The sequence below is a fragment of the Tunicatimonas pelagia genome, from assembly GCF_030506325.1.
GTDB classification, from domain to species: Bacteria; Bacteroidota; Bacteroidia; order Cytophagales; family Cyclobacteriaceae; genus Tunicatimonas; species Tunicatimonas pelagia.
In genome coordinates, this window is record NZ_CP120683.1 from 5,298,368 (window position 1) to 5,317,783 (window position 19,416).

21 protein-coding genes are annotated in these 19,416 nt (G+C 45.5%); 17 read left to right on the forward strand and 4 right to left on the reverse strand.

The genetic code is table 11. The features are described 5' to 3' along the window. Nucleotides 1-108: 108 nt before the first annotated feature. The 5 genes from P0M28_RS22615 to P0M28_RS31150 are packed head-to-tail and all read left to right on the forward strand — an operon-like array spanning nucleotide 109 to nucleotide 3,319. Nucleotides 109-1,830 carry a GMC family oxidoreductase gene (locus tag P0M28_RS22615; protein WP_302205340.1) on the forward strand — a complete coding sequence of 574 codons (1,722 nt, stop codon included), beginning with the start codon at nucleotides 109-111 and terminating at the stop codon, nucleotides 1,828-1,830. Then, nucleotides 1,830-2,534: a gluconate 2-dehydrogenase subunit 3 family protein gene (locus P0M28_RS22620; RefSeq protein WP_302205341.1), complete on the forward strand. Its 705-nt coding sequence runs from the start codon at nucleotides 1,830-1,832 to the stop codon at nucleotides 2,532-2,534. The genes P0M28_RS22615 and P0M28_RS22620 overlap by 1 nt, the downstream gene beginning before the upstream one ends. A 35-nt stretch (nucleotides 2,535-2,569) precedes the next feature. Continuing rightward, the gene (locus P0M28_RS22625; protein WP_302205342.1) at nucleotides 2,570-2,872 is read left to right on the forward strand and encodes a nucleotidyltransferase family protein; all 303 of its coding nucleotides are present in this window, start codon (nucleotides 2,570-2,572) and stop codon (nucleotides 2,870-2,872) included. Beyond that, the gene (locus P0M28_RS22630; protein WP_302205344.1) at nucleotides 2,862-3,197 is read left to right on the forward strand and encodes a HepT-like ribonuclease domain-containing protein; all 336 of its coding nucleotides are present in this window, start codon (nucleotides 2,862-2,864) and stop codon (nucleotides 3,195-3,197) included. Before P0M28_RS22625 ends, P0M28_RS22630 begins: the two co-directional genes overlap by 11 nt. Nucleotides 3,198-3,199: 2 nt before the next feature. Continuing rightward, entirely contained in the window at nucleotides 3,200-3,319 is a 120-nt protein-coding gene (locus P0M28_RS31150; RefSeq protein WP_367281879.1) for a DUF433 domain-containing protein, read from the forward strand. Here the strand turns inward: P0M28_RS31150 and P0M28_RS22635 are convergent. The 4 genes from P0M28_RS22635 to P0M28_RS22650 all read right to left on the reverse strand — a co-directional run bounded on the left by P0M28_RS22635 (nucleotide 3,295) and on the right by P0M28_RS22650 (nucleotide 9,027). Further along, nucleotides 3,295-3,483, reverse strand: a complete 189-nt coding sequence (locus P0M28_RS22635) for a hypothetical protein (RefSeq protein ID WP_302205346.1) — start codon at nucleotides 3,481-3,483, stop codon at nucleotides 3,295-3,297. The two genes, P0M28_RS31150 and P0M28_RS22635, sit on opposite strands and share 25 nt — an antisense overlap. Nucleotides 3,484-3,510: 27 nt before the next feature. Next, nucleotides 3,511-5,412 (reverse strand): amidophosphoribosyltransferase, encoded by a 1,902-nt coding sequence (locus P0M28_RS22640; RefSeq protein WP_302205347.1) that lies wholly within the window; start codon nucleotides 5,410-5,412, stop codon nucleotides 3,511-3,513. 46 nt (nucleotides 5,413-5,458) lie between these two features. Beyond that, the gene (locus P0M28_RS22645) at nucleotides 5,459-6,997 is read right to left on the reverse strand and encodes an NADH-quinone oxidoreductase subunit N (RefSeq protein ID WP_302205348.1); all 1,539 of its coding nucleotides are present in this window, start codon (nucleotides 6,995-6,997) and stop codon (nucleotides 5,459-5,461) included. Between the two features lie 287 nt (nucleotides 6,998-7,284). Beyond that, a complete protein-coding gene (locus tag P0M28_RS22650) occupies nucleotides 7,285-9,027 on the reverse strand; it encodes a complex I subunit 4 family protein (RefSeq protein WP_302205350.1) in 1,743 nt (580 codons plus the stop codon). A gap of 219 nt (nucleotides 9,028-9,246) precedes the next feature. On the opposite strand from P0M28_RS22650, the gene P0M28_RS22655 reads away from it, so the two are divergent. The 12 genes from P0M28_RS22655 (at nucleotide 9,247) to P0M28_RS22710 (ending at nucleotide 19,404) form a co-directional block, all read left to right on the forward strand. Beyond that, on the forward strand, nucleotides 9,247-10,107 hold the full coding sequence (locus P0M28_RS22655; protein WP_302205351.1) for an EboA domain-containing protein: 861 nt from the start codon (nucleotides 9,247-9,249) through the stop codon (nucleotides 10,105-10,107). Between the two features lie 101 nt (nucleotides 10,108-10,208). Further along, a complete protein-coding gene (locus P0M28_RS22660) occupies nucleotides 10,209-11,105 on the forward strand; it encodes a TatD family hydrolase (RefSeq protein WP_302205353.1) in 897 nt (298 codons plus the stop codon). Between the two features lie 21 nt (nucleotides 11,106-11,126). Next, nucleotides 11,127-11,663, forward strand: a complete 537-nt coding sequence (locus tag P0M28_RS22665; RefSeq protein WP_302205355.1) for a hypothetical protein — start codon at nucleotides 11,127-11,129, stop codon at nucleotides 11,661-11,663. Between the two features lie 148 nt (nucleotides 11,664-11,811). Next, complete coding sequence (locus P0M28_RS22670) at nucleotides 11,812-12,165, forward strand: calcium-binding protein (protein ID WP_302205356.1); 354 nt, start codon at nucleotides 11,812-11,814, stop codon at nucleotides 12,163-12,165. A gap of 3 nt (nucleotides 12,166-12,168) precedes the next feature. Next, complete coding sequence (locus tag P0M28_RS22675) at nucleotides 12,169-12,684, forward strand: DUF6155 family protein (RefSeq protein ID WP_302205358.1); 516 nt, start codon at nucleotides 12,169-12,171, stop codon at nucleotides 12,682-12,684. 149 nt (nucleotides 12,685-12,833) lie between these two features. Next, entirely contained in the window at nucleotides 12,834-13,022 is a 189-nt protein-coding gene (locus P0M28_RS22680; protein ID WP_302205360.1) for a hypothetical protein, read from the forward strand. A 6-nt stretch (nucleotides 13,023-13,028) separates the two neighbouring features. Beyond that, on the forward strand, nucleotides 13,029-13,724 hold the full coding sequence (locus P0M28_RS22685; RefSeq protein ID WP_302205362.1) for a hypothetical protein: 696 nt from the start codon (nucleotides 13,029-13,031) through the stop codon (nucleotides 13,722-13,724). A gap of 16 nt (nucleotides 13,725-13,740) precedes the next feature. Continuing rightward, on the forward strand, nucleotides 13,741-14,652 hold the full coding sequence (gene eboC / locus P0M28_RS22690) for a UbiA-like protein EboC (RefSeq protein ID WP_302205363.1): 912 nt from the start codon (nucleotides 13,741-13,743) through the stop codon (nucleotides 14,650-14,652). A gap of 157 nt (nucleotides 14,653-14,809) precedes the next feature. Then, nucleotides 14,810-15,955, forward strand: coding sequence for a 3-dehydroquinate synthase (locus P0M28_RS22695; RefSeq protein WP_302205365.1), 1,146 nt, complete (start codon nucleotides 14,810-14,812; stop codon nucleotides 15,953-15,955). Between the two features lie 61 nt (nucleotides 15,956-16,016). After that, nucleotides 16,017-17,228: a metabolite traffic protein EboE gene (gene eboE, locus P0M28_RS22700; protein ID WP_302205367.1), complete on the forward strand. Its 1,212-nt coding sequence runs from the start codon at nucleotides 16,017-16,019 to the stop codon at nucleotides 17,226-17,228. A 58-nt stretch (nucleotides 17,229-17,286) separates the two neighbouring features. Continuing rightward, complete coding sequence (locus P0M28_RS22705) at nucleotides 17,287-18,708, forward strand: alkaline phosphatase family protein (protein ID WP_302205369.1); 1,422 nt, start codon at nucleotides 17,287-17,289, stop codon at nucleotides 18,706-18,708. An 87-nt stretch (nucleotides 18,709-18,795) separates the two neighbouring features. Next, nucleotides 18,796-19,404, forward strand: coding sequence for a hypothetical protein (locus P0M28_RS22710; protein WP_302205370.1), 609 nt, complete (start codon nucleotides 18,796-18,798; stop codon nucleotides 19,402-19,404). Nucleotides 19,405-19,416 lie beyond the last annotated feature (12 nt).

Consider the following 19,416-nt stretch of genomic DNA (forward strand, 5'->3'; position numbering starts at 1 on the left):
TGATAGAGCAGTAGTGCTGTAAAGTAAAAACCGTAGGGAATTTGGTTTATCCCATTTTTCATCAGAAATTAAACATTCGTATTTTCTACTATACTATAAGTACTATTCATGCAAATTATTGAATCTTCTAAAGAGTACGATGTCATTATTGTAGGCTCGGGGGCTGGGGGTGGCATGTCTGCGAAAGTGTTGGCGGAATCAGGGCTCTCGGTAGCCATTGTAGAAGCTGGGCCATTCTTCGACCCCACCGACCCGGCTCAAATGACTCAACTTAAGTGGCCTTATGACTCGCCTCGCCGGGGGGCTAGCACGACCCGCGCCTTTGGTGATTTTGATGCTGCCTACGGTGGCTGGGAAATTGATGGCGAGCCCTACACTCGCGCCGAAGGAACGGAGTTTGACTGGTTCCGGTCACACATGCTAGGGGGAAGAACTAACCACTGGGGGCGTATCTCCCTCCGCTTTGGTCCCAAAGATTTTAAGCGGAAAGATGTTGACGGACTAGGTGATAACTGGCCTATTGGTTACGATGATGTAAAGCCTTACTACGACAAAGTAGATAAGCTTATTGGAGTATTCGGAAGTAAGGAAAATCTGGATAACGAACCGGATGGTTTCTTTTTGCCGGTTCCCAAACCTCGCTTACACGAACTGTACTACGTAAAGGCTGCCCGTAAAGCGGGAGTTACCGTAATTCCTTCCCGCTTATCTATTCTAACTAAGCGGGTAAATAAAGATCGGGGAATTTGCTTCTACTGTAGTCAATGTTCCCGGTCGTGCTCAGCGAAAGCGGATTTTTCATCTAGCTCGGCTTTGGTTTTTCCCGCTCAGAAAACCGGTCAGGTTGATTTATTCGTCAACTCTATGGTGCGAGAAGTAACCACTAATGATGAAGGACGAGCCACCGGAGTTTCTTACGTGAATAAAGAAGACCGACAGGAGTATCAACTAAAAGGGAAAACCGTGGTTTTGGCGGCTTCAGCTTGTAGCTCGGCTCGAATTCTACTGAACTCCAAAAGTAGTCAGCACCCCAATGGCTTAGGTAACGGCTCCGGTATTGTTGGTAAATATTTGCATGACTCTACCGGAAGTAGCCGAGCCGCCTTTGTTCCTGAGCTAATGAACCGCAAAGTTTCCTACAACGAAGATGGGGTAGGCGGACTTCACGTGTATAGCCCCTGGTGGCTGGATAATAAGCAGTTGGATTTTCCCCGAGGCTACCATATTGAAGTGTGGGGTGGCATGGGAATGCCTTCTTACGGCACTGGTTTTGGTATTACCGAAATGAATAAATTAATTGGTGGGCAGACGGGTGGATACGGTAATAAACTGCGCGATGATGTAAAACGATTCTACGGAGCAGTGATGGGCGTATCGGGTCGGGGCGAGAGTGTGGCTCAAAAGGATAATTACTGCGAAATTGATCCCAACGTAGTTGATGAATGGGGAATTCCGGTACTGCGGTTTCACTACAATTGGACGGACTACGAGCGATTGCAAGCCAAGCACATGCACGAGACCTTCGAGGAGGTTTTCCATGAAATGGGAGCTACTCCACTCGGGGATGTTCCGGGCAAAGATCAGGACTACGGTTTGGCTGCTCCCGGACGAATTATTCACGAAGTAGGAACTACCCGTATGGGCAATAACCCCAAAACATCGGTAACCGATAAGAATCAGCAGTTGCACGAAGTGGATAATGTATTCGTGGTAGATGCTGGGCCGTTTGTGTCGCAGGCGGATAAAAATCCTACCTGGACAATTCTGGCACTTTCCTGGAAGACATCTGACTATATTATTGATCAATTCAAAAAACAAAATATTACCTAATGGACCGAAGAGAATCCATGAAAACCATGCTAGTCGGCTCCCTGGCCGGAGGACTCGTTATTGGTTGTACTCCCGAAGAAGAAGTGGCCGAGCAGGTAGCCACTCCCGTAAAATCTGATGCCTACGGCCGTACCGAGGAAGAAAAGCTCCGTGACGAATTGCTACATGAGGCTGAGTTCTTTACCGAAGCGGAAGTAGGCACCATTGCCACGCTCTGCGACCTGATTTTGCCCGCTACTGATAAATTCGGTTCGGCGACCGATGCCGGAGTACCCGAGTTTATTGCCTTTATCGCCAAAGATATTACTGAACATCAGCTTCCGTTGCGCGGTGGTCTGATGTGGCTCAACCATCGGGCAATCAAGAAATTTAGCCATACTTTTGATGAGTGTACTCCCGCGCAGCAAACCGAATTACTGGATGAAATTGCCTATCCGGATAAAGCTACTCCCGAAGTAGCCCAGGGTGTAACATTCTTTAACCGAATGCGAAACCTGACCCTGACCGGTTACTACACTTCTAAAATGGGAATTGAGGAATTAGGCTACCAGGGCAATCGCCCTAACGTCTGGGACGGCGTGCCCGATGATGTGCTAAAGGAGCACGGCATGGCCTACGACGAAGAATGGCTCGCCAAGTGCATCGACCAAGAAACCCGCGACGTAATGGCTGAGTGGGATGATGATGGTAATTTACTTACGTAGAAGATAAAGTCAGATTAAAAACACTTTTTTGCCCTATGTTTCTGAATAAACAACGGACTAACGCACTTATTAGATTGTGTGAGGCTAGTGGAGTAAAATCGCTTTATGCTTTTGGTTCAGTTACCCGAGCCGATTTTAGTGAGCATTCGGATATCGATTTAGTAGTTGATTTTAATGAGAATGATCCCTACAAGTACGCTGATCTTTATTTTGCTCTCAAAGATGATCTAGAGCAACTATTCAACAGAGAAATTGACTTAATTGAGGAAAGAGGAATAAAAAATAAATTCTTCCGGAAGGAGCTGGAGAGAACCAAAGTTCCGATTTATGGATCTTAGAATAAAAGCCTGGTTGCTAGACATCAAAAGATCGATAGAGGAAATTTACAGTTTTCTTCCCGAGAGGAGAGATTTTCTTGAATATCAACAAGATCTGAAAACTAAAAAAGCGGTTGAACGAAACCTAGAAATTATTGGTGAGGCAGTGAGGCGCATCTTAAATGCAGAAGATAGCTTCCCTATCATAAATGCGAAAAGAATTATCGGTACCCGAAATCGGATCATTCACGATTACGATAATATTTCAGACGAGATTATTTGGGCAATTGTGACGCGAGAGTTACCTAAACTCGAAGAAGAAATTGAAGGTTTGATTAAGGAATAGCTATGAGCAGAAACCAAATCTACCATTCTGACCCAGATATCCTCGGTGGTATTCCCGTATTTATTGGTACTCGGGCTCCCGTTGATACTCTGTTAGTTTACCTTCGTAAACGGTTTCTTTGAATATCTTCCTCAGCTTTTTCGGCTCGCTGCACAAACCTTTCTCGCCAAGCTATATCCGGTTGCTTTTTCTGTAGTATGGTTTTAATTGCTTGGAGAATATCTACATCACTTTCCTGAGCAATCAGTTCTTGCACTTCCGCTTTAACATCGGTTATTTGACTCATAAGTACAAAGGTCAGATTTATAAATGCCTAATAAGCCCTTACCGTTTTACCCTCCATAAAGTTGATGAAGGATTTGTTGACCACTAGGTTGCCGCCCAGGGTTGGATAGTCGCCGGTGAAGTACCAGTCGCCTCGGTGGTCGGGGCAGGCTTGGTGCAGGTTTTCTACGGTTTGGTACACTACTTCATAATCGCAGGTAAGATCATCGGGCCGGGTAATCTCAGCAATCATGTTGGAAATCTGCTTGTAGGAGAAGGGTTCGTATAGCTTCTTCACAAAGTTAGGAGCTCCCTTCTTCAACCCATCGGCTACGCACATTTCGTACACTTTATCAATCAGGTTATCCAATCCGCTGTTCTTCAGTAGCTGAAGCACCGCTCGGAAGGCCACAAACTCGTTCATTTTAGACATATCGATGCCGTAGCAGTCGGGGAAGCGAATCTGAGGAGCCGATGAAACAATCACAATCTTCTTGGGATTGAGGCGGTTGAGCATCCGTAAGATGCTTTTCTCCAGCGTAGTGCCGCGCACAATAGAATCATCAATTACCACAATGTTATCTACACCTTTCCGAATTACTTCGTAGGTAGTGTCGTATACGTGGGCTACCAAATCATTTCGTTGGTCGTCGCCCGTAATAAACGTGCGGAGCTTAGCATCTTTTACCACTAACTTCTCAACCCGGGGCCGGAATGAAAGTAACTTGTTAAGGTATTTTTCGTCCACTTCACCTCCTTTAGAGCGCTCGCTAATGGCCTGAATGCGCTCATTGCTGAGATGATCTTCTAGGCCTTCCAGCATACCTAAAAAGGCGGTTTCGGCACTGTTAGGAATGTACGAGAAAACGGAGTTCTGTAAATCGTAATCAATAGACTCCAGAATTTGCGGAATCAATAGCTTGCCTAAATCTTTACGTTCGCTGTAAATATTAGGGTCAGAAGCCCGGGAGAAGTAGATGCGCTCAAAGCTACACGAGCGCTTTTCCAGTTTGTCGATGAATTGCTTTTCCTCGTAGTTACCGGCTTTGTCGATAATCAGCGCGCTACCCGGCTGAATTTCTTTAATCTCTCCATAAGGAACGTTAAATGCCGTCTTAATCGGCGGTTTTTCCGAAGCCACTACTACTACTTCATCATCAGCGTAATAGTAAGCCGGACGAATACCAGCCGGATCGCGGGCCACGAAGGAAGAACCGCTACCAGTGATGCCCGCCATCGTATAGCCTCCATCAAAATCTTTGCACGAGCGTTGCAGCACCCGTTGTAGATTCAGGTTCTCCTCAATAATTTCGGTGATCTGCTGATTGGTGTGGGTGAATTTAAACTGATCGAATAAGTCTTGGTTTTCCTGATCTAAGAAGTGGCCGATCTTCTCCATCACGGTAATAGTATCCGCTTTCTCTTTAGGGTGCTGTCCTAAACTGACTAGGATATCGAAGAGTTCGTCTACGTTAGTCATGTTGAAGTTGCCCGCCATCACCAAATTACGACTACGCCAGTTATTTTGCCGGAGCATGGGGTGGCAGTACTCAATAGAGTTTTTTCCGTGGGTGCCGTAGCGCAAATGCCCTAACCATACCTCTCCAGTAAACGCTACATTTTCTTGCAACCAGTCAGCATCTAGCAAACGTTCGGTACCCCAGGCTTGGCGCACCTTCTTATACTTCTTATTAATTTTTTTGAATACATCTGAAATAGGTCGTTCCGATACTGAGCGGTAACGGCTGATGTAGCGCGAACCCGCCGGGGTATTGATCTTAATGTTGGCGACTCCCACGCCATCTTGCCCCCGATTATGCTGCTTCTCCATCAGTAAATACAGTTTATTAACTGCGTAGAGTGGAGTGCCGTACTTGTCGATATAATACTGTAGAGGCTTACGAAGGCGGATCATGGCAATTCCGCACTCGTGTTTGATAGACTCGCTCATAGATATGGACTAAATAGTATTAAACAAGAAGGCTGCCTAGTTGCTACTAAGGTACGCTGATTATTTGACTAATGATAGCCATCAACCAATCTGCTTTGAAAAACAATATGAGTAACGGAATGGTAAGCAAAATTGTCCCAAATTTCCCGAAAAATTGTGAGGAATGTTTTGGCGAAGTTAAAACGGCTGACTCAGGGCTACTTTTAAAGAACAGATAGTACGGAATCTTTAAATAGTAAAATAAAGCAATTACCGTATTAAATAATCCCACTACCAGAATATACAGCAGTTGAGGTTCTTGCGTTTGTTGGTGATAATCCCAGAGAGAAGAAAAAATGAGCAGCTTGGCGGTAAAGCCCGCCGTAGGAGGGAGGCCAGTTAAGGCGACCATTACAATCAGCATAGCAACTCCGAGCACCGGAAAGCGTAGTCCCAACCCCCGGTAGTCAGGAATGTGTTTGGCACCGGTATGCGCTTCAAATAGTTGAATCAGCCAAAAGGCAGCCAAATTCATACACAGATAGGTGGTAGCGTAAAAAAGCACACTGTAGGTGCCCCACTGGTTTGCCACCAATATACCTACTAGCAAAAATCCGGAATGAGCGATGGAAGAGTAGGCTAACATTCGTTGGGCGTTGGTTTGGTGTAATGCCGCCACGTTCCCGGCAATCATGGTTACCATTGCAATGAGGCCGATCAGCCATTCGCCAGGAAACTCAGAAGCTGCCGAAAACAACAACGGAGCTACTCGCAGTAGCAAACCAATTCCGGCTATTTTGGGTACTACCGAAAAGAAGGCTGCTACGGGTGTAGGCACGCCTTGGTAGATGTCAGGAGCCCAAATATGGAAAGGAACGGCTGATATTTTAAATAAAAAGCCAACGAGGGTTAATCCTATCGCCAAGCTACTAAGGAGTAGCGGAGCTTCACTTAATCCTTGAGAAAAAGTAGGTTCGGTTAATAGCAGAGTTCCGGTAAGACCGTACAGCAGTGATATACCGTAGAGCATTAGCCCGGAAGCGGCACTGCCGTACAGTACATACTTCAAACTTGCTTCGGCACTTTTACGGTCAAAATTGAAATTAGCTAGTACGTAGGAGCTCAGCGAAACCAGTTCAATAGCCAAGTAGATGGTGAGCAGATGGGTGGTGCTCACCATTAGCGAAGCCCCTAGCCCTACACCCAGCAGCATAATATAGTATTCGCCAATTTGGTCTAACCGCTCAAAACCGGCTTGTTTCGATCCGCTGCGAGTACGGATACCCATCAAGCCCACAAAAAATAAAGCTAGTCCAAATAATCCTCTCAGATAAATGGCTAGTCGATCTACTTGTAAGGTGTTGAGAAATCGAGGTAGTGTCTCGTCTACCGTTAGTAGGTTCCATTGCTGCAAGAGGAAAAAACTATTGGCTACTACCGCGACTGCTAATAACCCGGTGAACACCAGACCGGACTTTCTTCGGAAAATCAGATCGGTTAGGAGTACCACGACAATAGCAACTACCCAAACCACCTCCGGCCACAGCCAAGTAGCACTGCGTAAAATTACGCGTAAGTCATTTGCTAAGGTAGTGGTGATTTCCATAAAATCAATTTCGCGTCAAGCAAGCTGTTTAGCAACTCTTGCAACATATTAGCTCAAATCCCCCTTAACCCCTTTACGAAAGGGGGAATAGAACTCTGGATATTTAAATTGATAAAACCAATAATCAGGAATATTATCTCAGCTTGACTTCTGGATACTCTTTGTTTAGAATCCTTTTAGTAAAATAAACTTCTCATGCCCCCTTTAAAAAAGGGGGCAAGGGGGATTTCATCCAAAGTATTTGTAGTTTCTGCATCTAACTGCATGATTGAATTGGTTTTGATACTTTATCGCTGATTCATAATCTGTTCCAGATGCTGTGCTCCCTGTTCGTTCATATACGCTGTCCAGTGACGAACTGATTCGCCCACCACATCCAAAAATAAACTAGGTGCAATTCCAAAGACTAAGGTGGCTACCGCCAGCGGAACGAGCATAATATATTCGCGCCAGCTAAGGTCAACCAGTTTTTCATTCCACCCTTCTTCCCGCACGTAGTATTTTCCGAAAAACATGCGTTGCAACGTCCATAAATAGTACCCAGCACTCAAAATTAAGCCGAGAGCCGCAAATACCGCCATCCAGCGGGGCAATAGTTCATTCACGGTGGCCGAATTAAATGCACCTAATAAAGTCAGTACCTCGGCGATGAAGCCGGAAAAGCCAGGCAGTCCTAGCGAAGCGAAAAATCCAATAATCACCAGCACGGTAAAATAGGGCATCTTCTGGGTAAGCCCTCCGTAGTGAGCAATCATCCGATTGTGGGTACGATCGTAAAGTACTCCGGCGAGTAAAAACAGCAACGGAGAAATCAGGCCATGACTAAACATCTGGTATAAGCTTCCGCTGACTCCTTCTGAAGTTAGTGAGGCTAAACCGAGCAAAACGAATCCCATATGCGATACCGAAGAATAAGCAATCATTTTCTTGAGATCGCGCATGGCTAAAGCATTGAAGGCGGCGAACAGAATGGAAATGACCCCCAGAAAGCCAACCCACCAAGCAAACTGCAAGGCCGCTTCGGGAAACATGCTGTAAGCCGTGCGGAAGATGCCGTAGCCCCCAATTTTTAGCAGCAGCCCAGCCAACACTACCGAGATAGCGGTGGGAGCTTCTACGTGAGCATCGGGTAGCCAGGTATGCAGTGGCACCGACGGAAGCTTAATGACGAAGCCCAGCAGTAGTGCCCAAAAGGCTAGCCAACGAAGGGGAACGTTACCCCAGCGAGTGCCTTCCGCCGCTAGAGTGCTATTAGGTAAATAATTTCGAATGTCGGTCATTGCCACCATATCAAACGTTCGCACTAAATCTTGACCCGCAATTTGCCCTTCCCGTAGTTGATCCTGTACGTAAGTAACCTCTTCAGTAGATGGGTGATTGCCCAGCAAACCCGCCATTTTGCCGGTAGCAATTGGGTCAATTACACTGAGGTACAGCCCGATCATGGCAATGAGAATGAAGATAGAACCAGCTAACGTGTACAAGAAAAATTTGATAGAAGCGTACTCCCGCCGCTCTCCTCCCCAAATACCAATGAGGAAGTACATCGGCAGCAGCATAAATTCGAAGAAGAGATAGAACAGGAAAAAATCTAAGGCCACAAAGCAACCTACCACCGACGAACTCAGCAGAAGAAACAGCAAGGCGTACCCCTTCACTTGCCGTTTGATTGTCCAGGAAGAAATAGCGGCAATCAGTAAAATGAGCGAAGCTAGTACGACCAACGGCAGACTAATGCCATCTACCGCTACAAAATAATCAATGGATAAGTGGCCCAAACCGCCCAGATTCAAACTAATCCAATCGAACCGCTCTACCAGTTGCAGATTATAGTAAGCATCATCGGTTAAGCTGGTAGCTTTGTTGGCGTCAAACTGGGTGTAAATAGTGATGGCAATTATAAGCTGTAATCCGGTGGCGACAACCATGCCAATCCGGTGAATCAGCGGTCGGGTAGGGGGAATAAATAGCAGCACCAATGCTACGGCCAGCGGGCTAAAGATCAGAAGAGTAATGAGGTTATTGGTCATGCTGGCGGCAAATTTCTTATTTTACCGAACAAATGCGAATACTTATCCAGTAAAAATGCGGACAATCCTCGCTAACACCCATGTTTCTGAGACTTCAAGAGATCAAGCGATGCAATTCGTCGTTAGAATTTCAGTATTAAAACTTCTGAAGTTAGTATGAGCCAAATCATTTTTTCTATCCTCTTAAAACCATTACTTTAGTCGCTCAAAGCTGATTTTATGAATAACGCTGCCCAAAAACTTCTCTATGAACTGATTAGTCAACAGTCACCTGATGAGGCAGTGACGTGGTTAGATCAACAAGCCGGAAAATACCGGAGTCAGCCGAACAATCGCATTTTTAATTTGACCTTCAGTACCATCGTTCGGCATTTTGAGAAGGCTGATCTTACACTGAATGATAAAACGTTACAGAGAGCCGAGCAAATTCGTAGTGGCTGGGATTTGAGTCAGTGGGATGTTCGTCAAGCTGCCCGTACCTACTGGTTGCTACAGCTATCGGCTGATTCATTTGAAGAATACCGGAAGGTGCTAGACCGTTTATTTGCCACGGCGGATATGGATGAACAGGTGACACTGTACGCCGCACTTCCGCTGTACGATTATTCTGACCAGATGGCTTACCGGGCTTCCGAGGGTATTCGAACTAACATAACTGATGTGTTTGATGCGGTGGCATTGCGTAATCCGTACCCGGCGGAGTATATGTCGGATGAAGCCTGGAACCAGATGGTACTAAAAGCCATCTTTATGGGTCGCCCGTTGTATCTCATTCAGCAACTGGACGAACGTCGCAACCCCGATCAAGCCCGAATGCTGATTGACTTCGCCCATGAACGCTGGGCTGCCAGCCGTCCAGTAACTCCCGAACTCTGGCGCGGAGTTGCTCCTTACCTTACCGAAGAACACCTCCCGAATATCCAGCGTCTATTAGAGCAAGGTGACAAACTAGAAAAACAAGCCGCCGCCCTAGCCATCAAAGAAAGTGAAAACGATACGCTGAATAAACAGTTAGCCAATTATCCACAATCTGATAAGGAACTGGATTGGAAAACCATCGGAATAAGATACAATGATTGATGAGTAATGATTGATGAATAATGAATACCATACCATTAATCATTACTCATCAATCATCATTCATTAAAGAATTAGCAATCGAACCATAGAATAATTGAACCATGATGTTTATAGACCCCCACATTCACACTTCTTCCCGTACGACTGACGATTACGAAGCGATGCAGCAAGCAGGAGTTGTCGCTGTAATCGAGCCAGCTTTTTGGATGGGACAGCCCCGTACTCAGGTGGGCAGCTTCCAGGATTATTTTAGTAGCTTAGTGGGCTGGGAACGCTTCCGGGCCAGCCAGTTCGGCATTAAGCACTATTGCACCATTGGCCTGAATTCTCGTGAGGCGAACAACGAGGCCTTGGCCGAAGAGGTGATGGAGCTGCTACCACTATTCCTGAGCAAAGAAGGCGTAGTAGCGGTAGGCGAAATCGGCTACGACGACCAAACCCCGCTGGAAGATAAATACTTTCGAGCGCAACTGGAGCTAGCTCGGGAAATGGATATGCCGGTGATGGTTCATACTCCCCATCGCGATAAGAAAGCCGGAACCTCCCGCAGCATGGACGTTTGCCAAGAACACGGCTTAGCTCCCTCTGAGGTTGTAATAGACCATAACAACGAAGAAACCGTTAAGGAGGTACTAGACCGGGGCTTCTGGGCCGCGTTCTCTATCTATCCTCACACTAAAATGAGTCCCGAGCGCATGACGGCTATTGTGCAGCAGTACGGCCCCGAACGCATCATCGTGAATAGTGCTGCCGACTGGGGGATTAGTGACGTGCTTTCCGTACCTAAAACTGCTAACCTAATGAAAGAAAAGGGGGTGCCCGAAGAACATATCCGCCTCACTTGCTACCAAAATGCCCTGGATGCCTACGGCCAAAGCGGACAAATGAACGAAGCCGACTTACTAACCCCCGAACTGGTTGACCAGCGCAAAAAATTCTCCGGCAACTCAATTCTTCGCGGTGGACAAACCCCGAGGGTGGATAAGAGTGGTTCTTAACCGACTGAATAATACATTCCATTGGTTGATGAAAATCACATATCAGTAATAGATGCTTCTGAAAGGATAGGAGTAAACAAGCAGACACTATTCAAGTGGATAAAAAAGCTAGGGCTTGAAACTACTAAGTCAAAAAACTCTTCTTATAAAGGACAAGCTATCTCTTATGTAGAAATAGGTGATTTTGAAAAACTGTTTGAATACAAGCAGCAGAATGAGCAAAATTACACGCAAACTCAGAATTCAAGCAAAATTGATCACGGAGTCTTCTATTTAGTTCAGCTTGAACCTGAATTTGATCCTGGTCGATTTAAGTTAGGCTTTGCTACGAATATTGCAGAAAGACTAAGGTCTCATAAATGTTCTGCTCCATTTGCTAAAATTATAGAAACTTGGCCAGCTCATACTTTATGGGAAAGAACGGCGATTGATAGTGTAACTAGGGGTTGTGAGAAATTGTATACGGAGGTATTTAGAACTGATAACATAGAAAAAATCAAAATTAGATGTAATGAGTTCTTCGCGCTAATGCCAAATCTTGATAAAATCAAAAGATAGTTATGAATTCAATATGTGTCCGTACAACGCCAGTCTTCATTAAAAAATATTGGAGGTAAATTGATCTATGAAGAGTGTAAAAAATCGCTTCATAAATTTGAAAATGTTGAAGAAGAGTAGAAATTCTTAGACGTTACTAAGCAACAAGATGAAGTTGACTAAAGAAGAAGTTCAAGAGATTATTGACTACGAAATAGTAGTAGATTGCTACACTGAGGAGGAAGCCAATATGGGATGGGCTATCTATATGGAAGAGAACATCAGCTATCCGTTTGAAGCAGAATATGAAGTGAAGAAAAGACCGGGCGAGCGGCAGTGGAAGAAGGTACAAGTGGTCAATAACGAAACGGATGAATCTAGTTTTGATGGTGGTGATTACTACGTGGAAATTGAATACGAGGAAATAGTAATCCCAGTTAGAATTGACGAACTGAGAAATATAGTGGCCGATGAAGAAACAACGCAAGCCCTTCAGGTTTGGCAAAGCCGAAACGCATGGTAACCTATGAAAGCGTTTTTAGACCATATCAACTCGCAGGGAATTGAGCAATTGAAATCAGAATTGCGAGAACTTTATTCCAGCTTTGAAGTAGTACGAAATTACTACCTGATCAAGTTTAGTGACACTGAGATAGACGAAAAACTTCTTGCCACCTACAAAGATCAAATTACTCAAGCCATTTACCCCAACAAGTATATGCAGGGTGGGTTGGATACGGAAAAAGTGGATAATGTCATCCAGCAGCTAAATAGCCACGCTATCATCCGGTACTACATTGAGGCCAGCTTGCATGCAGTAGAAGAATGTACCAATATTGCCAATGAATTTGGTGGGGATTTTGGCGAAGACTTTTACATATACTTTGAGGAACTATTCGACGATGTTGTAAAAGTTATTTTGAAGGAAAACATCGAGAGTGAATATCAGATAAGACTACAAGAGATCGCTAACTCGGCTTGTGAGGGATACGGTCATTACGACCAACTGCAGGATACGCTTAGTAAATATTTTGGGGAATAAGGTAACTGTATCGTATGCACTTGCCAAATACAAAAATAGGCTTGTAAATCTAAAAATGTAGTAGATACAGGATTCGATAGCGGACTCAACCTAGACAGATGAGCAAGCTGGTTTAACATTATCAGCGTAAATTTCGTATTATTGCATATATGAGTAAGAATACTGAAAATATCACACTTCATAGCAAAGGCGGACGGCTGTACGTAAAGCCAGCCGATATTCTGGCTACTCAACAAGCCAAAGAAACGTTAGCGCAATTCAAGCAGTCATCTATTTATAAAGCTATTAAGCAGCGTAGTCGTATCCACGATGGCCGCAAACCCTCTAGTGCGGCATAAATAGCTATGCCCTTTAATCTACTCCTATTTCCGCTAGTAGGCGGCTACTATCTCCTCATTACTTCTCGCTTTACCAAGTACATTCATCAGCGAATAGATCGTCAGCGGCTAATTTTTAACGCGATACTAGCAGGAATTTTTCTGCTTGTTTTGGCTACAGTAGGAGTTAGAGTTCTAAAAATCAGCTTTCCCGAATGGGCACAGAGTATTAGAGATAGTTTTCCATTGCAATTACCGTATACCGGTACGGCCATTCTCTCGTTTTTGTTGGGTATTATAATTGCTCACATTTCTAACCTTTTTATTGACGATACTAAAGCACTAAGTCGCTCTATTCGGTTCATCGGGAATGAATTGGAACAATTAGTGCGAAGTGCTTTTTTTAACACAGCCCTTATTTCTTTCACTATGAAGAGCGGAAAAGTGTACGTAGGCTGGCCGCTGTCACTACCTCGTCCTTCGCGCGGCTCTTATTTGTCGGTATTGCCTTTAATTAGTGGGTATCGCGATGAAACCCAAGATATTGTGTTTACGACTGAATACTGGGATTTGTATCAAGAGCGGCAACTGGGAGGTGAAGATGATATTTACGCCGGATTTCTACTGGTGTTATCGGTAGATGAAATCACACACGCCAGCTTGTTTGATTTTGACGTGTACGAACGCTTTAATCAAACCCCAGACCGTAATATCGGCACTTAATCAATAGCCAAAGAAGATGCCCCTTCCCCGAAAGCTCAGAGCCTACCTACAACTAATGCGTCCAGCCAATATTGTGACGGCCATTGCGGATATTCTGGCGGGAGCAGCCGCCTCAGGAGCTATGTTGACTATAGTAAATAGTCTCGATGAAAACGTTGATCATTCAACCAATTTGCTTTGGTTGGTATTGGCTACGATTGGACTGTACGGTGGGGGAGTGGTGTTTAACGATGTGTTTGATGCTAAGCTAGATCAGAAAGAACGACCAGAGCGGCCTATTCCTCGGGGGGACGTATCGGTAACGGAAGGAGCCATATTAGGAGGAGTGTTGCTGGTTGGTGGTATTCTTTGTGCAGCTCAGGTGTCGGTAGCAAGCTTCGTCATTGCAACGGCAGTAGCGTTTTGTGCGCTGCTGTACGATGCCTGGGGTAAGCATCAACTTATTCTTGGACCAGTCAATATGGGATTGTGCCGGGGCGGAAACTTGTTATTAGGCATCAGTCTCGTTCCGGCAGCGATCGCGGATTATTGGTATCTGAGTCTTATCCCTATCGTTTACATTGCCGCTATTACGATGGTGAGCCGCGGTGAGGTACACGGGGGTAACCGTTCCGCATTGTGGGGCGGGGCCGGATTGTACACTATCGTTATTTTAGCGTTGGCTACGCTCGCTATTCGGGAGCAGAGCAGCTGGGTAGTGTTTGTATTTCTAGCGTTATTCGCCTCCCAAATCTATCCTCCTCTGTTTAAAGCCATCCGGCACGCTCAACCGCAGCTTATTGGCAAAGCAGTGAAAGCTGGGGTAATCTCGTTGATTGTTCTCAATGCCGTTTTTGCTAGTGTCTTCGCCTCAGGTATATTCGGATTGCTGGTTCTCTTGCTATTGCCGCTATCCATTGGACTAGCCCGTTTTTTTGCCGTAACCTGACGGTGAAACCATTTCTAATTTAATGATGAATGAATAGTGAGTAATGATTGATGGGTTGTATATTGTTATCCATTTGTGCTACACAAAGATTATAACCTTTAACTGTCATTTTATCGCCCTATCACTCATTCATCATTACTCATCAATCATTAGTTAAATGAAGTCGCTGTCCCAATCATTCGCCGTTGCTTTTCAATATCAGGTACACTTTACCGATCAACTATTTCAGACCGAAAACCCGTTGCTAAACGAAGTCTTTCCGAAAGACGGTTTAGCTAAACTATTCGTAGTAGTTGACCAAGGAGTTGCTGAAGCGCATCCACAATTGTTAACCGACATAAAAAATTACGTCAACGCCCACTCCGGTTTACTTTCCCTATTTGCTGACCCACTGGTAGTTCCGGGCGGAGAAGAAGCAAAGAATAACACTCAGTATTTGCAGCAAATTGTTGAGGCGGTAGACCGTCATCGGATCGACCGGCATTCGTACATCGTAGGTATTGGTGGCGGAGCAGTGCTGGATATGGTAGGCTTGGCCGCGGCGGTGAGTCATCGGGGCGTGCGCCACATTCGTATCCCTACTACCGTTTTGTCACAGAACGATTCAGGCGTAGGAGTGAAAAACGGAATTAACTACTTCGGCAAGAAAAACTTTCTAGGCACTTTTGCCCCACCCTACGCCGTCATCAACGATGCAACTTTCTTATCCACACTGGATGACCGGGATTGGCGAGCTGGTATTGCTGAGGCTATCAAGGTAGCCTTGATCAAAGATGCAGCTTTCTGGGAACGACTGGAGCAGGACGTTACTGCACTAGCTAATCGAGATCAGCCGGCGATGGATTATCTTATTTATCGTTGTGCTGAGATGCATTTACAGCATATTGCTGGAGGTGACCCGTTTGAGATGGGATCATCGCGCCCGCTGGATTTTGGCCATTGGGCCGCGCATAAGCTAGAGCAACTTACTGATTATCAACTGCGCCACGGAGAAGCCGTCGCTATTGGTATTGCCTTGGATGTCACCTACTCCTACCTCAAAGGAATGCTTCCCGAAGCCGACTTTCATCGCATCATCAAGTTGCTTTTGCAATTAGGTTTTGATATTTACACTCCTGAGTTAGCCGAACCAGATTTGCTACGCGGACTGGATGAGTTTCAAGAGCATTTAGGTGGCCAGTTGACGATTATGCTGCTGGAAAAAATCGGTAAGGGAGTGGAAGTACACGAAATGGGTAAAAGCTTAATCCAACAGGCAATCGGTCAGCTAGCGGAACTGCAAGCAGCGAAAGTTGTGAGTTGATTTTTTAGTTACCTAGATAGCAAATACTTTTACTTCCATTCGTGCTTTTTCATTATACTCTATGAAACTATCCGATCAACACCACCTTACCTACTGTACCAATATTCATCCGGGCGAAAGCTGGGAAGAAGTAGATCAGAGTTTGAAAACCTACGTGCCGACGATTAAAACAGCCGTAGCTCCTGATCAACCCTTTGGAATAGGCTTACGGCTATCGCAGCAAGCAGGAGAAGAACTGGCCCGTCCGGCGGATTTGGCGGCCTTTCAGGAATGGCTGGCGGAGAATAACTGCTATGTATTTACGATGAACGGCTTTCCCTACGGCGGATTCCATCGGCAGGTAGTGAAAGATCAGGTACACCAGCCCGACTGGACGACACCCGAACGCTCGGTGTATACGCAGCAAATGTTCGCAATTCTGGCGAAGTTACTTCCTTCGGATATGGACGGAGGAATTTCTACTTCCCCACTTTCGTACAAGTACTGGCACGCTGACGAACAAGCCCGTGAGCAAGTCTTTGAAAAGTCTACCGACCATTTGGTGCAAATAGTCGCTGGGTTGTACCAGCTTCGACAGGAAACGGGTAAACTACTGCACCTGGATATTGAACCAGAGCCGGACGGAACGCTGGAAGACACGCAGGAAGTGATTGATTATTTTAACGATTGGCTACTGCCCCAAGGTATACCAATCTTGCAACAGCAGCTAGGTCTGAGCCCGAATGCAGCCGAAGCGTGCATTAAAACGCATATTCAGCTTTGCTACGATGTGTGCCACTTTGCTGTAGTGTACGAAAAGCCAAAGGAAACTTTCCAACGCTGGCAAGAAGAAGGTATCCGCATTGGAAAAATTCAGATCAGTGCTGCCCTCAAAGCCGATTTACCATCTGATAAAACTGACCGCCAACCGGTAATCCAAGCGTTTGAATCACTAGTCGAATCTACCTACTTACATCAGGTGGTAGCCCGGCAAACCAACGGTCAATTATTACACTATCCTGATTTACCCGATGCACTAAAACATATTAGTAAGCCTGAAGTAACGGAGTGGCGAACACACTTTCATGTCCCCCTATTTGTACCCAGCTACGGAGTGTTAAATTCTACCCAGGATGCTATCCGCGAGGTGCTTAGTATTCTAAACGAAATACCCGTAACCCAGCATCTGGAAGTGGAAACCTACACTTGGGAAGTGCTACCGAAGGAAATTCAGCTAGGGCTGGATCAATCCATTATTCGGGAATTAGAGTGGGTACGTAACCTTATCAATTAACAATGTACAGTGAGCAAGTAGCAATGACTAATGATTAATGACTAATGATTAATGACTGATGACCAGTGACGAAGGACGAAGAATCAATAAGCAAAAAACTGTCGTAATAAACGTAGTAGCCCTCTCGGGTCGGGTGCTGGGCGAGCACACTCCTTTTCTGAAACGCTGGAGTCAGCAAGGGAAGCAGGTTGCAGTAAAACCCGTGCTTCCGGCAGTAACCTGTTCGGCTCAGTCTACCTATCTTACTGGGAAGTGGCCGACTGAGCACGGTGTGGTCGGTAACGGTTGGTACTTTCGCGATGAGTGCGAGATCAAATTTTGGCGACAGTCGAACAAACTGGTGCAAGCCCCTAAAATCTGGGATGCTGCTCGGGAGACTGATCCTAATTTTACCTGTGCTAACCTGTTCTGGTGGTACAACATGTATTCGTCGGTAGATTACGCAGTCACCCCCCGTCCACTCTACCCGGCTGACGGCCGAAAACTGCCCGATATTTACACCCACCCGATGGATTTACGCGATCGGTTGCAGCAGGAACTGGGGCAATTCCCGCTCTTTGAGTTTTGGGGCCCAAATGCCAATATCAACTCTACCAAGTGGATTGCCGAAGCAGCGAAGAAAGTTGACGAATGGCATAATCCTACGCTCACACTGGTTTACTTACCCCACCTGGACTATAATCTGCAACGCTGTGGTATTGATTTTTCTAAAATTAGTTCGGACTTACGGGAAGTGGATGCCGTTTGCGAAGACTTAATCATTTATTACGAAGCGCAGGGTGCCCAGGTAGTAGTACTGTCCGGGTACGGAATTACTTCGGTGAGCCGTCCGGTGCATATTAACCGAATATTGCGGGAACAAGGTTACATCACTGTGAAAAATGAGTTAGGATTAGAAATGTTGGATGCCGGAGTGAGCCGCGCTTTTGCCGTAGCCGACCATCAATTAGCTCACGTCTACGTTCAACATCCCGAAGATTTACTCAAAGTTCGGGCTTTGCTAGAAGCAACTTCTGGTATCGCTCAGGTGCTGGACGAAACCAGCAAACAGGAAAGTAATTTAAACCACAATCGGGCGGGTGACCTGATCGCGGTAGCCGAAGAAGATGCTTGGTTTACCTATTATTATTGGCTGGATGATACTAAAGCCCCCGATTTTGCCCGTACCGTCGATATCCACCGCAAGCCGGGCTACGATCCGGTAGAAATGTTTCTTGATCCAGAAATTAAGCTGCCGATGGCGAAGGTGGGTATGAAGCTCTTAAAAAAGAAACTGGGCTTTCGCTACCTGATGGACGTAATTCCGTTGGATGCTTCACTGGTAAAAGGCTCGCACGGGGCTATTCCTGCTTCGGAAGAAGATTGGCCGGTTTTTATTACTCAATCGTCTGATTTATTAGCGGATGATCGACTGCCAGCGACTGATATCTATTCTCTTTTAATGACTCATTTGGCTGGTAAAAGAAATAAAAGTGTCTGATAACCATACTATTACGAGAGTGGGTTTTAAGATATAAATGGTAAACTGACACGAGTGTTAGGTACGATTTATGTGGAAGCTATTCACATGAAACGCACTATTTACCCTGCTTTAACTTTACTATTGCTCTTAAACTTCGGGTGCTTTGACGATGGTATCGATTGCGGTTCTGCTGTACCTCGCTATTTAGATGTTGAAGGACTAACAGGTCAGAACATAGTAATTGATAGCCTTTTTGCTAATTTCGATACGTTGGCGGAAGGGGCTACTGTAAGCTATGCTGATTTTGGTATTCGGGTTACGCCCGAGGTAACGTTTACCGACGAAATTGCTGTATCAGAAGGTGGCTTTCAGGCTTTTGCTTGTGATCCGGTTCTCCCTCAACCGAGCGAAGAAATAGCCGAAATCGTGGTCTTTAGTTCCGCCGATTATTCTCAGGCAGCTAGTGATAAAGTGTTTCTAGCTGGAGATACGCTGAACTCTATCATTAAAATTTACGACCTGTACAGCGGGCGCATCGTTAGCTTACCCGATTTTTTTGTAGAGGATGATATAGCCGCTTCGGATCAGCCAATTACGCTACAGCTAACATCTGCCCCGACGGTTGCAACTGAACAGCAGTTTACGGTGCATTATCGTCTGGAGAATGGTGAGTTTTACCAGGTTACTACTGATCCGGTAACTATTTTACCCTGAAATACCATCTAG